We start from the raw sequence: 15694 nt of genomic DNA on the forward strand, positions 1-15694 counted from the left end.
GCTGGGTCCCGGGTTACGAGCCGAAGTGGGCGGCCGCGCAGGGCTGACCCGAGAGGAGTCGCCTTGCAAGAGAGAGCGGAGTCACTGACCTTCACCGGCCGGCTGCGCAGCGTGCGCTTCGCGCTGCGCGGCATCGCCGTCCTGCTGCGCTCGCAGCACTCGTCCGCGGGCGCGGTGGCGATCGGGCTGCTCGTGCTCGCGCCGCGGCTGCTGGCCCGGCTGTGACTCCCGCCGGGTTCTGGGCCGCCCGGCTCGGCTGCTCCGCCGCCGACCTCACGCGGTCCGGGCTCACCTTGCTGCGCCACGCCGAGCCGCGCGGGTTCTACGCGCTGGCCGCGGGGTCGGCCGTGGTGGTGGCGGCGCCAGAGTCACTTCACGCCGCCCTGCGAGAGCATCCGGACCCGGCCGGGCTCCTGACGCGCGAGGCCGCCGCCCGCGTGCTGCCCGCCGGGGCGGCGTTCGTGGGACCGGCCTGCCTTGCGTATCTCGAGCGCGCCCCCGCACCGCCGCAGCCGGTGGTCAGGGTGACTTCGGCGCACGACCCGGCATTGGCCGCGCTGCGCGCCGCGGTCCGAGCCGAGGAATGGCGGCACGCGAACCTCGAGGCTGCGGAGCCGCCGCTGTTCGCCTGGGCGCACGAGGGCGCGCTCGCCTCGGCCTCGGGCTTCCAGCGCCTGCTCGACTCGGTGGCGCACGTGGGGGTCGTGACCGATCCGCGCGCGCGCAGCCGGGGGCTCGGCAGGCGCGTGGTGCAGGCCGCGGCCGCGCACGCGTTCGGCCTGGGCTTGCTCGTGCAGTACCAGACGCTGGCGGCGAACGCGCCCGCGCTGCGCATCGCCGAGTCACTGGGCTTCGTCCCGTTCGCGCGCACGCTCTCCGCGCGCTGGAACGCCTAGTCCCAGACCGTCGCCTTGGCCGGGAAGTCGGCGCGGTACACCGGTACCACGCACAAGGGGTGACCCGAGGGCGCCTCCATGACCACGTGGTTGCGGATGCGCGCCTTCACGCGCGCGCCGAGCCGTTCGAGGCGCGCGACCTCGGCCTCGACGTCGTCGGTCTCGATGTCGAGATGCACCGCGCGCTCCGCGGCCGGCACGCGCTGAAGAAGCACGATCGGGCCGCCCTCGCCGCCCACGCGCCCGCGCAGCGACGCGTAGATCGGGTTCTCGAACGGGACGGCGTCGCGTCCGAGCGCGCGGCTCCAGAACTCGAAGCTCCGGTCCGAGTCCTCCTTCGGGCAATCGATCACGACGGTCGCGAGCCGGCTGCGGTGCACGTGAGACCCTCCTCCTGGTGCCCCATACTGCCACGATGACTGACCGGCCCGCCCACCTGTCCGCCGAGTTCGCGTCGCAGTTCGCCGACCCCTCGGTGGTGCGCGCCTACCGCGCGCGCCCGCCGTATCCGGCCGGCACGGTGGAGATCCTCGAGTCACTGCTCGCGCCTGGTCCGGCGCGCGTGCTCGAGCTCGGCTGCGGCACGGGTGATCTCACGCTGGCCTTGGCGCCCCGCGTGGCGGCGCTCGACGCGCTCGACCCCTCGCGGCCCATGCTCGAGGTCGCGCGCGCGCGCGCCGGCTCGGCGCATCCCCAGGTGCGCTGGCACGCGGCTCCGGCGGAGCGCTTCGAGCCCGACGAGAGCTACGCGCTCGCCGTCGCCGCGGAGAGCCTGCACTGGATGGAGTGGTCGGTCGTGCTGCCGCGCGTTGCGCGCTGGCTCCGGCCCGGGGCGGTGCTGGCGATCGTGGCGCGCGAGCTGGCCCCGCTGCCCTGGGACGGCGAGCTGCGGCGGCTCATCGCGACTCACTCGACCAACCGCGGCTTCCGGCCGTACGACCTGATCGAGGAGCTCGCGAGCCGCGGGCTGTTCCGCGAGCTGGGCCGGCGGCGTACGCCACCCGAGCCGGTCGTGCAGAGCCTCGCCGACTACGTCGAGTCGTTCCACTCGCGCAACGGCTTCTCGCGCGAGCGCATGACGGAGCGGGCGGCGGCGGAGTTCGATGCGTCACTGCGGACGGCCGTGCTGAGTCACACGCCGGACGGGCTGGTGCGCGGCACGGGCTCGGCGCTGGTGGTCTGGGGCGCGCCGGCTAGCGCGTGAGCCCGGGCAGCACGCGCGCGAAGAACTCGCGATCGCCGGCGAAGCCGGGCTCGAGCAGGAGAAACTCTGCGGCCGTGACCCAGCGCGCGGCGCTCACCTCGTGGGGATCGAGCGCGAGCTCGAGCGAGGCGCCGGCCGGCCTTGCGGTCCACCAGTGCAACAGGTACGCCCCGTCGTCGGTCGGGCACTCCCAGACCTTCGCGATGGGAGTCACCGCCAGCCCCACCTCTTCGGCGACCTCGCGCGCCACCGCCGCCGCCTGGCTCTCGCCCGGCTCGATCCGGCCCGAAGGCAGCGACCAGTGACCCGCGAACGGCCCGCGCGGCCCGCGCCGTATCGCGAGCACGGCCTCGCCGCGCTGGATCACCGCCATGACCGCCTGCTTCACGCTCGCGATCGTAGCGGAGTAGGATCGCCCCGCGGCGTGGGCCGCGGCATCGCGATCGCACTCTTTCGCGACGTCGACGGCCGCCAGCCGCGGCCACTCACTCTGGAGGACGCTTGATCCAGATCCGCGAAGCCGATCTCAGCCGCGAGGACGACGCGCGAGCGCTGGTCGAGATCGTCGACTCCTACGCGCGCGGCCCGGGCGGCCAGAACGCGCCGCTCTCGGCCGCTGCGCGGGCCCGTCTGCCGCAAGGGTTGCGCGCGCACCCGGCGGCGTTCGCTCTGCTCGCCTTCGACGGCGGGCGGCCGGTCGGCGTGGCCGTCTGCTTCGTGGGCTTCTCGACCTTCCACGGCCAGCCGCTGGTCAACATCCACGACCTGGCGGTGCTTCCGGACCACCGAGCGCGCGGCATCGGCAGTCGGCTGCTCGAGGCGGTCGAGCAGCGCGCGCGAACGCTGGGCGCCTGCCGGGTCACGCTCGAGGTGGGCGACTCGAACCACCGCGCCCGCCGGCTCTACGAGAGACACGGCTTCGGCGGGTCGCAGCAGTTTCTCAAGAAGCCGCTCTAGCTCTCCCCCATCCACGGCCGTGTGAGTGGCGGCACGCGCTCGGCGCGCGGGCCGTGGAAGATCGTGGTCAGCGCGCGGCGGGGGCGGGGGCTCGTGTTGGGCGCGGTGCCGTGCACGGTGCGGCAGTGGTGGAAGGTGGCGCCGCCGGGCTTTAGCGGCACGGGCACGGCGCCGGAGAGGTCGAACGGCTGGTCGAGCACGAGCGGCTCGTTCTCGGGCTTGCGGTAGCGCAGCACGTCGTTCTTCTGCGAGCCGGGCACGAACTGCATGCAGCCGCTGTCGACGGTGACTTCGTCGAGCGGCATCCAGACCGAGAGTGAGTGACAGCGCTGGTGGCGGAACTCCCAGTACACCTCGTCCTGGTGGAAGGGAGTGTCTCGCCCGGCGGCGGCGGGCTTGAAGATGAACATCAGCCCGCCGTAGGTCGCCTCGGGAATCTCGAGCAGCTCGGCCGCGAGGCGCTTGGCGTTCCGGATGTACTGCGTCTCGAGCAGCTTGGGCACCTGCATCTCGGGCAGGAAGATCTGGTTGATCGTGCCCTCGACCCCGCTCGGGCCGGCCCCGCCGTAGCGCAGGCGCAGAGGGCGCTCGTCTTCGATCAGCTCGTCGTAGACTTCGCGCAGCCAGCGCACCTCGTCGGGCGTGGAGATCGCGGCGATCGACGTGTAGCCGCGCTCCCTGAACGAATCGACCTGCCCGGGTGCGAGACTCGGCGAGAAGTGATTCGACATGCGGCTCAGGATATCCGAGCCGCCCCGCGGGCTACAACGCCGCGGGCGCCCAGGCGTACTTCACGTCCGGCTCGCACTCCGGCGAAGGGCTGACTCCGAAGGCCACCGGCCGGAAGCCGAGGCGTTCGTAGAAGGCGCGCGCGCGCTGGTTGCGCTGGTGCGTGTAGAGCGAGAGACCCGCGGGGAAACGCGCCATCGCGTGCGCGATCAGCTCGCGGCCCACGCCCTGGCGCCAGGCGGGCGGGTCGACGTAGAGCTGCTCGACGAAGCCGTCGTGGAGCGCCAAGAGACCGAGCACCTCGCCGCCCCGCGCGGCCAGCCACACCTCGCACTTCTCTGCGATCACGTCGCGAAAGAACGCGAGGTCCTGCGCGGGTGCATAACTCATGCGGGCCTCGAGCCACGGCTGGTTGGCGTCGCGCGAGCGGCGCCACGCGCGCACCACGGCCTCGAGCTCGTCGTGTCTCATCGGTCGGATCTCGCGGTCGGCCACGTGGCGATGCTAGCTTGCGGCGGCGCGCCTGCGCGAGGGGAGACGAGGATGTGCGCACAGGCCAGAACGCGGCCCGCGGGCCAGACCGCGCGCGGCCGGCCCACGATCCGCGAAGCCACGCTCGCGGACCACCCGCAGATCGCGATGCTCGTGACTGCGCTCGGCTATCCCACCAACGCCACCGACATGAAGGAACGGCTCGAGGGGCTGTTCGCCGACGCGAGTTACACCACGTTCGCGGCCGAGCTCGGCGGCAGCGTGGTCGGCATGGCGGGCGCATGCATCGCGCGCTTCTACGAGCGGAACGGCGTGTACGCGCGGCTGTGCGCGCTGGTGGTCTCGGGCGACAAGGCCGGCCACGGCGTCGGCGCCGCGCTCGTGCGCGCGGTGGAGAAATGGGCCATGGACCACGGGGCGGCGGAGATCTTCCTCAACAGCGGCGTGCAGCGCGAGGGCTCGCACAGCTTCTACGAGAAGCTCGGCTACCGCGCCACGGGCGTGCGCTTCTCGAAGGAGCTCGGCTGAGCCCCTCGACGTCGCCGGAGGGCGCTAGAGCGTGTTACGGTCCAACCCCATGCCGAGCTACGAGCTCTACGCCGTGCGCATCTTCGTGCGCGACTGGAAGCGCGCGCTCGACTTCTACGCCAACACGCTGGGCATGCCGGTGCGCATGGCGAACGAGCAGCTCGGCTGGGCGGAGCTCGGCATCGGCGTCGCGCCGCTCGCGCTCGAGCGCGCACGGCCCGGCGACCCCGAGTCACACGGCCTGATGGGCCGGTTCGTCGGCGTGTCACTGCGGGTCGACGACGTGGCGGCGACTTACGAGGAGCTGCGCGCGCGCGGCGTCGAGTTCGTGGCGCCCCCCGAGAAGCAGCCCTGGGGCGGCACGCTCGCGCACTTCCGCGACCCCGACGGCAACGTGCTGACGCTGCTCGGCAGGTCGTGACCGGGATGGCCGTCGAGTCACGAGTCCTGCCTCCGCTGCGGCGGCGCGACCCGGACCGGCCCTGGTATTCGTTCGCGGCGCGGCTCCTGCCAGCGGCGCCGCTCGGCCGCTGGGCGGACCTGGGCTGCGGGCGCGGTGAGTTCATCGAGCAGGCCTCGGGCGGCGACAGGAGCGGAATCGGCGTGGACTATGCGGCGGCCAGCGCCAAGGCGTTGCGCGCGACCGGCCGGCCCGCGCTGGTGGCCGACCTGAACCACGGTCTGCCGTTCGCGAGCGGCTCGCTCGACGGCGCCACGCTGATCGAGGTCATCGAGCACATCGTGCAGGCCGAGGCGCTGGTGGCCGAGCTCGCGCGAGTCATCCGCCCCGGCGGCTGGCTGATCGTGACCACTCCCAACGTGGTGCACATCGCATACCGCTGGCGGGCGCTCACCGGTCACCCGCCCAAGCAAGAGGGCTACCACTACCGCTTCTTCACCCGTTCGACGCTCGAGGAGATGTTCCGTGAGGCCGGCTTTCGAGTCACCGCGCAGGCGTCGTTCGGCAAGCAGGCGCTGTTGTCGAAGCTCGCGCGCCTGGCAGGCAAGGGCGCCAAGCACAAGGTGCGCTACGTGGTGCCGCGGCCGCTCGAGCCGCTGCTCGCGCAGCACTTCGTGTGGCGCCTGGAGCGGCTGCGCAGCGCGTGAGTCCGTGGTAGCGTGACGGTGCGATGGCCCGGCTCCTGCTCGTCCGACACTGCCAGTCCATGGGCCAGGAGCCCGAGGCGACGCTGAGCGAGGCCGGCCACGTCGCTGCGCACGTCCTGGCCGAGAGACTGCTCGCCCACCCGATCGACCGGGTCGTGTCCAGCAGCTACACGCGCGCGCGGCAGACGCTGGCGCCGTTCGCCGCGCGCCGCGGGCTGGAGCTCGAGCTCGACGAGAGACTCGTCGAGCGGCGGCTCTCGCCGGCGCCGGTCCCGCACTGGCGCGAGGTGGTCGAGCGCTCCTTCGTCGACCCCGACTACCGCGTGCCCGGCGGCGAGTCGGGGCGCGAGACGCTGGAGCGCGGCTGGAAGGCGCTCGAGGCCATCCTGGACTCGGGTCGCGCGCTGCCGGTGGTGGCGAGTCACGGCCAGCTGATCTCGCTCGTGCTGCAGCGCATCGACCCGCGCTTCGGGTTCGCGGGCTGGCAGGCGCTCGCGAACCCCGACGTGTTCCTGATCGAACGCGTGGGCGGGCGCCATTCGTTCCAGCGGGTGGAGTGAGCGGTGGACCAGTACCACGTCTGGTGCAACCTGAAGCCCGGCGTCTCCGACGTCGGCTTCTGCGACGACGTGAGCCGCTATCTCGGGTCGCTGCGCGAGGGCGGGCGCATCCGCGGCTTCCGGCTGACTCGCCGCAAGCTCGGGCTGGGTCCGCGCGACCTGGGCGAGTTCCACATCGCGATCGAGGTCGACGACCTGGCGCAGCTGGAGCGCGCGTTCCAGGCCGTGTCCGAGCGCGCGGAGCCGATCGAGGAGCTGCACGCGCGCGTGAACCAGGTCGCGACCGACGTGCGCTTCGCGCTCTACCGCGACTTCCCGGATCCGCACCGCAGGCGCGGCGCGGAGCGCTTCTGAACCCCCACAGGAGGACGCCATGATCGACCACGTGAGTCTCCGGGTCAGTGACTTCGGGCGCAGCAAGAAGTTCTTCGCGGCGGCGCTGGCGCCGTTGGGCTACGCGGTGCTGATGGAGTTCGACGGGGCCGCCGGGCTGGGCGCGGGCCGGCCCGACTTCTGGCTCGGCCAGGGCACCGCGGGCGGCCCCACGCACGTGTGTTTCGGCGCGGCCAGCCGCCCGCAAGTCGACGCCTTCCACAAGGCCGCGCTCGCCGCCGGCGGCCGCGACAACGGCGCTCCGGGCCTGCGGACTCACTACCATCCGACCTACTACGGCGCGTTCGTCCTCGATCCCGACGGGAACAACATCGAGGCCGTATGCCACCTGCCGGCCTGAGCGAGCGCACGGGCGGCTGTCTGTGCGGGCGTGTGCGCTACGCGCTGCGGGGCGCACCGCGCCTGGCGGAGCATTGTCACTGCAGCATGTGCCGCAAGGCGCACGGCGCGGCATTCGCCAGCTACGGCGAGGTGCGCGCCGCCGACCTCGCCTGGCGCAGCGGCGAGCGCGAGCTGTCGGCCTACCGCTCGTCGCCCGCGCGCGAGCGGCTGTTCTGCCGGCACTGCGGCTCGAAGCTGGCCATCCGCCGGCTCGACGATCCCGGTGCGCTCGCGCTGCACCTGGCCACGCTGGACGACGGCGAGGGCATCCACTTCGCGCGCCACGTCTTCGACGGCGACCGCGTGCCGTGGCTGGGCCCGAGTGACTCGCTGCCGCGCTTCGACCTGTATCCGGGCTGGGAGGTCGTGCTGCGCCCGACCGTGCCCGACGACCTCGACTTCGTGATGGCGCTCGAGCGTCACCCCGAGAACGCGCCGTTCGTCGGCCAGTGGAGCCGCGAGCAGCACACGCACGCGATCGAGTCGCCGGACCGCGAGCACTGGCTGATCGCGCGCCGCCGCGACGGCGCGCCGGCGGGCTTCCTGATCGCGTTCGACCTGCGCGCGGCGGGGCACGGCGTGCACTTGAAGCGCATCGTGCTCGAGAGCAAGGGCCGCGGGCTGGGGCGCGAGGCGATCGGGCAGCTCGCGGCTCGCAGCTTCGGCGTGCTCCAGGCGAGTCACCTCTGGCTCAGCGTCTACGAGACGAACGAGCGCGCGCAGCGCGCCTACCGCGCGCTCGGCTTCAACGTCGAAGAGCCCAGTGCGGCGCTGCGCGCCGAGCTTCACGGCGTGGTCGGCGGCTTCTCCGACCGAAGCCTGCTGATGGCGCTGCGGCCGTGAGCGCCGAGCGCCGGGCCGTCGGCCTGCGCGTGAAGACGGGGCGCGCGACCGCCGTGGTGGTCGCCGGCAGCGCGCAGCAGCCGCGCGTGATCGAGCGCCGGGCCCTGCAGCTCTACGACCCCGCCGTGCCGCACTCCGGTCAGCCCTACCACGTCGAGCTCGAGCTGCCGCCCGAGGCCGCCGCGCCGCTCCTGGCGCGCGCGCTCGAAGCCATCCGCGCGGTGGCTGGGCGCGAGCTCGAGGGCCTGCGCGAGTCACTCGTCGGCGACGGCGGCCGGCTGTGCGGGCTCGCGCTGGTGGCGGGCAGCCTGGGCGATCCCTCCGGCATCCGGAACCCCCACGTGCGCGCGCACGCGCTCGAGGGCCAGGTGTACTGGAAGGCGCTGCAGGCCGCGGCCCAGTCACTGGGCCTCGCTTGCGCGGTGATCGCCGAGAAGGAGCTGTGGGAGCACGCGGCCCGCGCCCTGGGACGCCGGCCCGACGCGCTGCGCGCAACGCTCGCGGACTGGGGGCGAGCGCTCGGCAAGCCCTGGGCCGCGGAGGAGAAGTGCGCGGCGCTGGCCGCCTGGTCTGCGCTCCGCTGAGCAAACTCGTTGCGCCGCGCGGTGGGCCTGTCTACGATGGGCCGCATGCCTCGCCGGCCCCTGCCGCGCAAGTCACTCCCCCGACGGCGGCGAGCCGAAGGCCCCCGCGTCGCTCTGCTCGTGGCGACTCGCAAAGGCGCGTTCTTCTACTTCGCCAACGCGGCGCGCACGCGCTGGCGCCTCGAGGGACCGCACTTCCTGGGCCAGATCGTGAACCATGTGGCGCTCGACCCGCGCGACGGGCGGACGCTCTTGGCCGCGGTTCGCCCGGGCCAGCTCGGGCCCACCATCTACCGCTCGGCGGACCTGGGCGCGACCTGGCAGGAAGCGAAGCAGCCCCCGGCTTTCGCGCGCGCGCGCGAGGGCGAGCGCGCGCTGGCCGTGAGCCACACCTTCCACCTCACGCCGGGGCACTCGGGCGAGCCCGGCGTCTGGTACGCCGCCGTGTCTCCGCCCGCGCTCTTCCGCAGCGCGGACGGCGGAGTCACTTGGGCCGGCGTCGAGGGCTGGAACCAGCACCCCATGCGCTTCCAGTGGTGCCCGCCCGAGGACCAGACGCCCGACGGCTCGATCATGCACTCGGTGATCGTCGATCCGCGCGACCCGAGTCACCTCTACGTGGGCTGCTCGGGCGGCGGCAGCTTCGAGAGTCTCGACCGCGGTGACTCGTGGCGGCCGCTGAACGAGGGGGTCGAGGTCGACTTCGGCCCCGAGCGCTACCCCGAGTTCGGCCAGGACCCGCACTGCATGGCGCTGCATCCGCTGCGGCCCGACCGGCTGTACCAGCAGAATCACTGCGGCATCTACCGCCTCGACCGGCCGGCCACTCGCTGGCAGCGGGTCGGCCGCAACATGCCGCCCGAGATCGGAGACATCGGCTTCGGTGTCGTGCTGCACCCGCGCGATCCGGACACCGCCTGGGTGTTTCCCATGGACGGCACGTCGGTCTGGCCGCGCACCAGCATCGGCGGCCAGCCGGCGCTCTACCGCACGCGCGACGCCGGCGCGTCGTGGCTGCGCCAGGACCGCGGCCTGCCGCGCGAGCACGCCTGGTACACCGTGAAGCGCCAGGCCTTCTGCGCAGACAGCGGGGACCCGGTGGGGATCTACTTCGGGACCACCAGCGGCGAGCTGTGGATGAGCCCGAACGAGGGCCGCAGCTTCCGGCAGATCGCGGCGCACCTGCCGCACGTGTACGCAGTCACAGCGGTGACTCCGCGCTGATGCAGGTCACCCTGGCCAGCGCCCTGCGCGGCTACACGCAGAACCGAGAGCACGTGCCCGCCTCGGGCGCGACGGTCGACGAGCTGCTGCGCAGCCTCGACCAGTCGTTTCCCGGCATCCGCTTTCGCATCGTCGACGAGCAGGAGCGGATCCGGGTCCACATCCGCATCTTCGTGAACCGCGAGCTCGCCGGCCTGGGCAGCGCCGTGCGCGAGGGCGACGACGTGCGGATCCTGTGCGCGCTGAGCGGGGGATGAGCCCGGTCTTCCACCTGGTGAGCGAGCCCGAGCTCGCGGCCGGGATCGGCGCGAGTCACTACACGCCCGCGCGCTTCGCCGAGGACGGCTTCGTGCACTGCTGCGCAGACCGCGCAAGCGCGCTGGCGGTGGCGCGCGACTACTTCGCGGGCGCGACGTCGGCCGTGCTCTTGCTCGAGCTCGACCCCGCGCGGCTCGACGCGCGGCTCGTGTTCGAGGCACCCGCGCCGCTGCCCGGCGCGCCCACCACCCACCTGGCCAGCGCGGAGAAGTTCCCGCACGTGTACGGGCCGATCGCGCTGCGCGCGATCGCCGGAGTGGGCCGCCTCGAGCGCCGGGGCGACGGCTTCGCCTGGCCCGCGGGCTTCGCGCCCCTGGGCGAGTCAGTGGCGGCGGCGCTGGCGGCACGGCTCGGCGCCGGCGAGGCCCGCGGCCTGGCGGCGCTGCGCCGGCTGCGGCGAGACACCTCGCGCGCGCTGCGCGGCGCGCCGGCCCGGCTCGTGCTCGAGATCGGCCAGTCACTCGTCGCGAGCGGGGCTCCGGGCGCGCGCGTGCTCGGCAGCGAGCTCGTGCGCCACCACCCGACCGCGCTCTCGGCGCTGCGTGCCGCCGACGCGCGCCGGCTGGCCGGGAGACTCGAGAGCTGGTCCGACGTCGACGTCTTCGGCTGCGCGATCTCGGGCCAGGCGTTCCGCGACGGGCGGCTCGCCCAGTCCGAGATCCTGCGCTGGACGCGCTCGCGCGATCTCTTCTGGCGGCGCGCGGCGCTGGTCAGCACCGTGCCGCTCAACGTCCGCGCGCAGGGCGGAAGCGGCGACGCGCCCCGCACGCTGCGCATCTGCCGCGCGCTGGTCGACGACCGCGAGGACCTGGTGGTGAAGGCGCTCTCGTGGGCGCTGCGCGCGCTGGCCGAGCGCGATCCGGCCGCGGTGCGGCGCTTCGTCCAGGCCCACCGCGCGGCGCTGGCCCCGCGCGTGCTGCGCGAGGTCGGAAACAAGCTGCGGACCGGTCGGAAGAATCCGTGAGCACATACGAGGGCGGCTGTCTCTGCGGCGCGGTGCGCTACCGCGCGACCGGACCGGCGAGCAACGCCACGCTGTGTCACTGCCACAGCTGCCGCAAGGCGTCGGCTGCGCCCATGGTCGCCTGGGTCACCTTCCCCCGGGCCGGGTTCGTCCTTACCGGCGCCGAGCCGGTGCGCTATCGATCCTCTCCGCAGGTGGTGCGGAGCTTCTGCGGTCGGTGTGGCACGCCGATCGGCTACGCAAGGGACGACGAACCGGAGACACTCGACGTGACCACGCTGAGCCTCGACCGCGCCGGCGACTTTCCGCCCGCGGACCAGACCTGGACCGCCGACGCCGTGGCCTGGGAGCGCACGATCGGCGCTCTGCCGCGCCACCGCGGCCGGCGGAGCGACCCCGATGAGTGACTCCGTGCCGGTCTTCGGCGCGCCGCTCGAAGGCCGCGAGCACCGGCCGCGCGCCGCCGTGTACGCGGTGATTCGCGATGCAGAAGGCCGGGTGGCGGCGGTCAAGACCAGCCTCGGCCTGATGCTGCCCGGCGGCGGGCTCGAGCGCGGCGAGACGCTGATCGAGTGTCTGCGCCGCGAGCTGCGCGAGGAATGCGCGCGCCCGGTCGCGATCGACCGCCAGATCGGCATGGCGCTGGAGTTCTTCGAGACCCTGGAGGGCGCCTTCGAGGGCCGCCACGTGTTCTTCGAGGGCCGCTTCGTCGGCCCCGCGAGCGGCGTCGCCGAGTACGAGCTGGTGTGGCTCGAGCCCGCGGTCGCGGCGGCCGAGCTCCACCACCGCAGTCATGCGTGGGCGCTCGACCACTGACATGGCCGGCGTGGTGCGCGCGCGAGTCACTGCCCAGGTCGAGGGCGAGTTCTGCGTGTTCCTGATCGGCATGCGCATCAACAAGCCGTGGAAGCTGCACCGCTGGCTGCCGGTGGCGCGCGCCATGCGCGCAATGCTCGCCGAGCTCGAGCAGCTGCCCGACGCCGGGTTTCTCGGGGTCGAGCAGTGGTTCGGGAACCCGTCGATCATGGTGCAGTACTGGCGCTCCTTCGAGCAGCTCGAGGCCTACGCCACCGCGAGAGACCGCGTGCACCTGCCCGCCTGGGCGGCGTTCAACCGCGCCGTGGGCTCGAACGGCGACGTGGGCATCTGGCACGAGACGTACCGGGTGCGGCCCGGTGACTTCGAGTGCGTGTACAACAACATGCCGCCCTTCGGGCTGGCGCGCGCGACCAGGACCGTGCCGGCGACCGGCCGGCGCGAGTCCGCCCCGGGCCGGATGAGCCCGTGACTCGCTGAGGAGCCGGGCATGCCCGTCGAGGTCATCGGCATCGACCACGTGTATCTCTGCGTGCGCGACCTGGCGCGCTCCAAGCGCTTCTACGACGGAGTCATGGGCGTGCTGGGCTATGCGCAGCTCGAGGCGCCGATCGGCGGCGACCCGCACGTGCACTACTACAACCGCCAGTTCGGCTTCTCGCTGCGGCCGGCGCGCAGCGCCGCGAGTCACGACCCGTACGCGCCGGGGCTGCACCACTTCTGCTTCCGCGTCGTGGACGAGCGCGCGGTCGACCGCGCCTTCGGCGAGCTGCGGGCGCTCGGCGTCGGCGCCAGCGCGCCGCGCCTGTACCCGGAGTACTCGGCCGACTACTACGCCACGTTCTTCGAGGACCCCGACGGAATCCGGCTCGAGATCACGAACTTCCGCGAGGTCCGGCGCCGGCGCATGTTCGACTGGGAGGCGCGCTGAGCGCAGCAATGCGCTGCGCGGCAATTCGCCTCGCGCGCGCCTAACCTTCGGGCCGCGTGACCACGCTCGACCTCACGATCCGTGCGTCCACGTACGGGAAGACGCCGACCGCGCTCAGCGCGCGTGTGCACGAGTTCACGCGCGCAGAGCGCGTGCGGCGCGGCCTGCGCGCGTTCCTGCCCTGGTTCGGTGCGGGCTGCGGCATGCTGATCCTCCCGCCCCATGTCGTGTGGCTCGCGACCTGGACCACGGTCGGCGTGGTGTTCGGGCGCAAGCGCTACCGCCAGCTACGCGAATTTGTGTCGCTCCGGGGCGCGTGTCCGGACTGCGGCAAGACCGAGGACCTGAAGCTCCCCGACGCGCTGCCGGCCATCCAGCGCTGCGCCTCGTGCGGGGCCTTCCTCAAGCTCGAAGACACGGAGACCGCCGCGCCGCTCGGCTAGCATCCAAGCGCGGATGAGCCCCGGCGAATTCATCGACCCCGTCTGCGGCATGACGGTCCGTCCCGACGGGCCGCACCGGCACGCGCACGCGGGCGTCGAGTACCGCTTCTGCAACCCGCGCTGTCTGGCGAAGTTCGAGGCCGAGCCCGCCAAGTATCTCGCGCCCGCGCCGGTCGAGACGCCGCCGGCGCCGGCCGCGCCCGGTGCGGTCTACACCTGTCCGATGCACCCCGAGGTGCGGCAGGCGGGCCCGGGCGCGTGCCCGTACTGCGGCATGGCGCTCGAGCCGGTCGCGCCCGGCGCCGACGCGGGGCCGAGCCCCGAGCTCGCGGACTTCGAACGCCGGCTGCGGGTCAGCGCCCTCCTGACTGCGCCGCTGTTCGCCGCCGCCATGCTCGACATGCTTCCGGGCATGCCGGTCTCGATGGCGGTCGGCATGCGCGCGTTCGGCTGGCTCCAGGCAGCACTCGCGACCCCGGTCGTGCTCTGGGGCGGCGCGCCGTTCTTCGCGCGCGCGTTCGAGTCACTGCGCTCGGGCCGGCTCAACATGTTCACGCTGATCGGGCTCGGCACGGGCGTCGCCTGGGCGTACAGCGCTGCCGCGGTGCTCGCTCCGGGGCTCTTCCCCGGGGCCTTCCGCGGCCCGCACGGCTCGGTGTCGCCCTACTTCGAGGCGGCCGCGGTGATCGTGACCCTGGTGCTCCTGGGTCAGGTGCTCGAGCTGCGCGCGCGCCGCCGCACGGGCGATGCCCTGCGCGCGCTGCTGGCGCTGGCGCCGCCGCAGGCGCGCCGCGTGCGGCCGGACGGCGTGGAGGAGGACGTCCCGCTCGCGGCGGTGCGCGTGGGCGACCGCCTGCGCGTGCGCCCCGGCGAGAAGGTGCCGGTCGACGCGCGCGTGCTCGAAGGCGCGAGCTCGGTCGACGAGTCACTCGTCAGCGGCGAGCCGCTGCCCGTGGAGAAGCGCCCCGGTGACTCGCTCGTGGGAGCCACCGGGAACCAGTCCGGCACGCTGCTCGTCGAGGCGCTGCACGTGGGCGCCGACACGCTGCTCGCGCGCATCGTGGCCGAGGTCGCGCGCGCGCAGCGCAGCCGGGCGCCGATCCAGGGCGTCGCCGATCGCGTCGCGGCGGTGTTCGTGCCGGCGGTGATCGCTGCGGCCGGGGCCGCCGCGCTGGCCTGGGCCGCATGGGGACCGGAGCCACGCTTCGCGCACGCGCTGCTGGCCGCGGTCTCGGTGCTGATCATCGCCTGTCCGTGTGCGCTCGGCCTGGCGACGCCCATGTCGATCATGGTGGCGATGGGCCGCGGCGCAAGTGCGGGCATCCTGTTCCGCGACGCCGAAGCGATCGAGCGCCTGCGCGAGGTCGACACACTCGCGCTCGACAAGACGGGTACGCTGACCGAGGGCCGGCCGACGCTGGCGCGCCTGCTGCCGGAGGACGGGGTGGACGAGGCGACACTGCTCGGTGTCGCGGCCTCGCTCGAGCGCGGCAGCGAGCACCCGCTCGCGGGCGCGATCACGGCGGCCGCCGCGGCGCGCGGCCTCGCGCTGGAGGAGCCGCGCGGCTGGAAGTCGGACCCCGGCCGCGGCGTCTCGGGCACGCTCGCCGCCGGACCCGCGGCGCTCGGCAACCGCCTGCTGCTGGCCGACCTGGGCGTGGACGCCGCCGAGCTGGCCCGGCTCGACGCGCGCGCGGCCGAGCTCGGCGCCGCGACCGTGGTGCACGTGTGGCGCGCCGGCAAGCTGCTCGGCTCGCTCGCGGTGGCCGACGCGGTCAAGCCCACCGCGGCCGAGTCACTGCGCGAGCTGCGCGCCGAGGGCCTGCACATCGCCATGCTGACCGGCGACGGCCCGCGCACCGCTGCAAAAGTCGCGCGCGCGCTCGGCATCGACGACGTGCGCGCCGAGCTCTCCCCGATCGCCAAGGCCGAGGCCATCGCCGCGCTGGCTCAAGCGGGCCGCCGCGTCGCGATGGCCGGCGACGGCATCAACGATGCGCCCGCGCTGGCGCGCGCGCACGTGGGCATCGCGATGGGCACGGGCGCCGACGTGGCGATCGAGAGCGCCGGAGTCACTCTGCTGCGCGGCGACCTGCGCGGGATCGCGCGCGCGCGCCGACTGAGTCGCGCGACCGGCGCCAATCTGCGGCAGAACCTGTTCTTCGCCTTCGCCTACAACGCGCTCGGTGTGCCGCTCGCGATGGGCGCGCTCTATCCTGCGTTCGGGATCGTGCTCTCGCCGATGATCGCGGCGGCCGCGATGAGCGCCAGCTCGCTGTCGGTGATCGCGAACGCGCTGCGGCTGCGCTCCGTCCGGCTGTGAG

Annotated in this window: 25 protein-coding genes; 21 read left to right on the plus strand and 4 right to left on the minus strand. The window is 73.7% G+C overall.

Annotated elements, in window-relative coordinates:
- Positions 1-63: 63 nt before the first annotated feature.
- Together VMR86_19815 and VMR86_19820 are read left to right on the plus strand one after the other, a co-directional pair.
- Entirely contained in the window at positions 64-225 is a 162-nt protein-coding gene (locus VMR86_19815; GenBank protein HTO09309.1) for a hypothetical protein, read from the plus strand.
- Entirely contained in the window at positions 222-896 is a 675-nt protein-coding gene (locus tag VMR86_19820) for a GNAT family N-acetyltransferase (protein HTO09310.1), read from the plus strand. The genes VMR86_19815 and VMR86_19820 overlap by 4 nt, the downstream gene beginning before the upstream one ends.
- Here the strand turns inward: VMR86_19820 and VMR86_19825 are convergent.
- Positions 893-1276 carry a VOC family protein gene (locus VMR86_19825; protein ID HTO09311.1) on the minus strand — a complete coding sequence of 128 codons (384 nt, stop codon included), beginning with the start codon at positions 1274-1276 and terminating at the stop codon, positions 893-895. The two genes, VMR86_19820 and VMR86_19825, sit on opposite strands and share 4 nt — an antisense overlap.
- 35 nt (positions 1277-1311) lie before the next feature.
- Here VMR86_19825 and VMR86_19830 point away from each other — a divergent pair, with 35 nt between their 5' ends.
- A complete protein-coding gene (locus VMR86_19830) occupies positions 1312-2100 on the plus strand; it encodes a methyltransferase domain-containing protein (protein ID HTO09312.1) in 789 nt (262 codons plus the stop codon).
- On the opposite strand, the gene VMR86_19835 is transcribed toward VMR86_19830, so the two are convergent.
- A complete protein-coding gene (locus VMR86_19835; GenBank protein ID HTO09313.1) occupies positions 2090-2473 on the minus strand; it encodes an NUDIX domain-containing protein in 384 nt (127 codons plus the stop codon). The genes VMR86_19830 and VMR86_19835 overlap by 11 nt on opposite strands.
- A 128-nt stretch (positions 2474-2601) precedes the next feature.
- On the opposite strand from VMR86_19835, the gene VMR86_19840 reads away from it, so the two are divergent.
- Positions 2602-3057 carry a GNAT family N-acetyltransferase gene (locus tag VMR86_19840; GenBank protein HTO09314.1) on the plus strand — a complete coding sequence of 152 codons (456 nt, stop codon included), beginning with the start codon at positions 2602-2604 and terminating at the stop codon, positions 3055-3057.
- Here VMR86_19840 and VMR86_19845 read toward each other — a convergent pair.
- On the minus strand, positions 3054-3788 hold the full coding sequence (locus tag VMR86_19845; GenBank protein ID HTO09315.1) for a phytanoyl-CoA dioxygenase family protein: 735 nt from the start codon (positions 3786-3788) through the stop codon (positions 3054-3056). The two genes, VMR86_19840 and VMR86_19845, sit on opposite strands and share 4 nt — an antisense overlap.
- A gap of 31 nt (positions 3789-3819) precedes the next feature.
- Positions 3820-4281: a GNAT family N-acetyltransferase gene (locus VMR86_19850; protein HTO09316.1), complete on the minus strand. Its 462-nt coding sequence runs from the start codon at positions 4279-4281 to the stop codon at positions 3820-3822.
- A gap of 48 nt (positions 4282-4329) precedes the next feature.
- Between VMR86_19850 and VMR86_19855 the strand changes: the two genes are divergently transcribed.
- From VMR86_19855 to VMR86_19935, 17 genes are all read left to right on the plus strand, one after another.
- Positions 4330-4806, plus strand: a complete 477-nt coding sequence (locus tag VMR86_19855) for a GNAT family N-acetyltransferase (GenBank protein HTO09317.1) — start codon at positions 4330-4332, stop codon at positions 4804-4806.
- A gap of 49 nt (positions 4807-4855) precedes the next feature.
- Positions 4856-5227 (plus strand): VOC family protein, encoded by a 372-nt coding sequence (locus VMR86_19860; protein ID HTO09318.1) that lies wholly within the window; start codon positions 4856-4858, stop codon positions 5225-5227.
- A gap of 5 nt (positions 5228-5232) precedes the next feature.
- Positions 5233-5913 carry a class I SAM-dependent methyltransferase gene (locus VMR86_19865; protein HTO09319.1) on the plus strand — a complete coding sequence of 227 codons (681 nt, stop codon included), beginning with the start codon at positions 5233-5235 and terminating at the stop codon, positions 5911-5913.
- A 23-nt stretch (positions 5914-5936) separates the two neighbouring features.
- On the plus strand, positions 5937-6473 hold the full coding sequence (locus VMR86_19870) for a histidine phosphatase family protein (protein ID HTO09320.1): 537 nt from the start codon (positions 5937-5939) through the stop codon (positions 6471-6473).
- Between the two features lie 3 nt (positions 6474-6476).
- Complete coding sequence (locus tag VMR86_19875; GenBank protein HTO09321.1) at positions 6477-6827, plus strand: DUF6614 family protein; 351 nt, start codon at positions 6477-6479, stop codon at positions 6825-6827.
- Between the two features lie 19 nt (positions 6828-6846).
- Positions 6847-7206: a VOC family protein gene (locus VMR86_19880; protein ID HTO09322.1), complete on the plus strand. Its 360-nt coding sequence runs from the start codon at positions 6847-6849 to the stop codon at positions 7204-7206.
- The gene (locus tag VMR86_19885; GenBank protein HTO09323.1) at positions 7188-8090 is read left to right on the plus strand and encodes a GNAT family N-acetyltransferase; all 903 of its coding nucleotides are present in this window, start codon (positions 7188-7190) and stop codon (positions 8088-8090) included. Before VMR86_19880 ends, VMR86_19885 begins: the two co-directional genes overlap by 19 nt.
- On the plus strand, positions 8087-8674 hold the full coding sequence (locus tag VMR86_19890; protein HTO09324.1) for a hypothetical protein: 588 nt from the start codon (positions 8087-8089) through the stop codon (positions 8672-8674). Before VMR86_19885 ends, VMR86_19890 begins: the two co-directional genes overlap by 4 nt.
- A gap of 120 nt (positions 8675-8794) precedes the next feature.
- Positions 8795-9898, plus strand: coding sequence for a glycosyl hydrolase (locus VMR86_19895; GenBank protein HTO09325.1), 1104 nt, complete (start codon positions 8795-8797; stop codon positions 9896-9898).
- Entirely contained in the window at positions 9898-10155 is a 258-nt protein-coding gene (locus tag VMR86_19900) for a MoaD/ThiS family protein (GenBank protein ID HTO09326.1), read from the plus strand. Before VMR86_19895 ends, VMR86_19900 begins: the two co-directional genes overlap by 1 nt.
- Complete coding sequence (locus VMR86_19905) at positions 10152-11180, plus strand: DUF952 domain-containing protein (GenBank protein HTO09327.1); 1029 nt, start codon at positions 10152-10154, stop codon at positions 11178-11180. The genes VMR86_19900 and VMR86_19905 overlap by 4 nt, the downstream gene beginning before the upstream one ends.
- On the plus strand, positions 11177-11587 hold the full coding sequence (locus VMR86_19910) for a GFA family protein (GenBank protein ID HTO09328.1): 411 nt from the start codon (positions 11177-11179) through the stop codon (positions 11585-11587). Before VMR86_19905 ends, VMR86_19910 begins: the two co-directional genes overlap by 4 nt.
- Complete coding sequence (locus VMR86_19915) at positions 11580-11996, plus strand: NUDIX domain-containing protein (protein ID HTO09329.1); 417 nt, start codon at positions 11580-11582, stop codon at positions 11994-11996. Before VMR86_19910 ends, VMR86_19915 begins: the two co-directional genes overlap by 8 nt.
- A gap of 1 nt (position 11997) precedes the next feature.
- A complete protein-coding gene (locus VMR86_19920) occupies positions 11998-12468 on the plus strand; it encodes a DUF4188 domain-containing protein (GenBank protein HTO09330.1) in 471 nt (156 codons plus the stop codon).
- Positions 12469-12486: 18 nt separating this feature from the next.
- Positions 12487-12927 carry a VOC family protein gene (locus tag VMR86_19925; GenBank protein HTO09331.1) on the plus strand — a complete coding sequence of 147 codons (441 nt, stop codon included), beginning with the start codon at positions 12487-12489 and terminating at the stop codon, positions 12925-12927.
- Positions 12928-12983: 56 nt separating this feature from the next.
- Positions 12984-13370: a hypothetical protein gene (locus tag VMR86_19930; GenBank protein HTO09332.1), complete on the plus strand. Its 387-nt coding sequence runs from the start codon at positions 12984-12986 to the stop codon at positions 13368-13370.
- A 13-nt stretch (positions 13371-13383) separates the two neighbouring features.
- Complete coding sequence (locus tag VMR86_19935) at positions 13384-15693, plus strand: heavy metal translocating P-type ATPase (protein HTO09333.1); 2310 nt, start codon at positions 13384-13386, stop codon at positions 15691-15693.
- The last annotated feature ends 1 nt before the right edge of the window (position 15694 follow it).

This window comes from Myxococcota bacterium (assembly GCA_035498015.1).
Lineage (GTDB): Bacteria > Myxococcota_A > UBA9160 > SZUA-336 > SZUA-336 > VGRW01.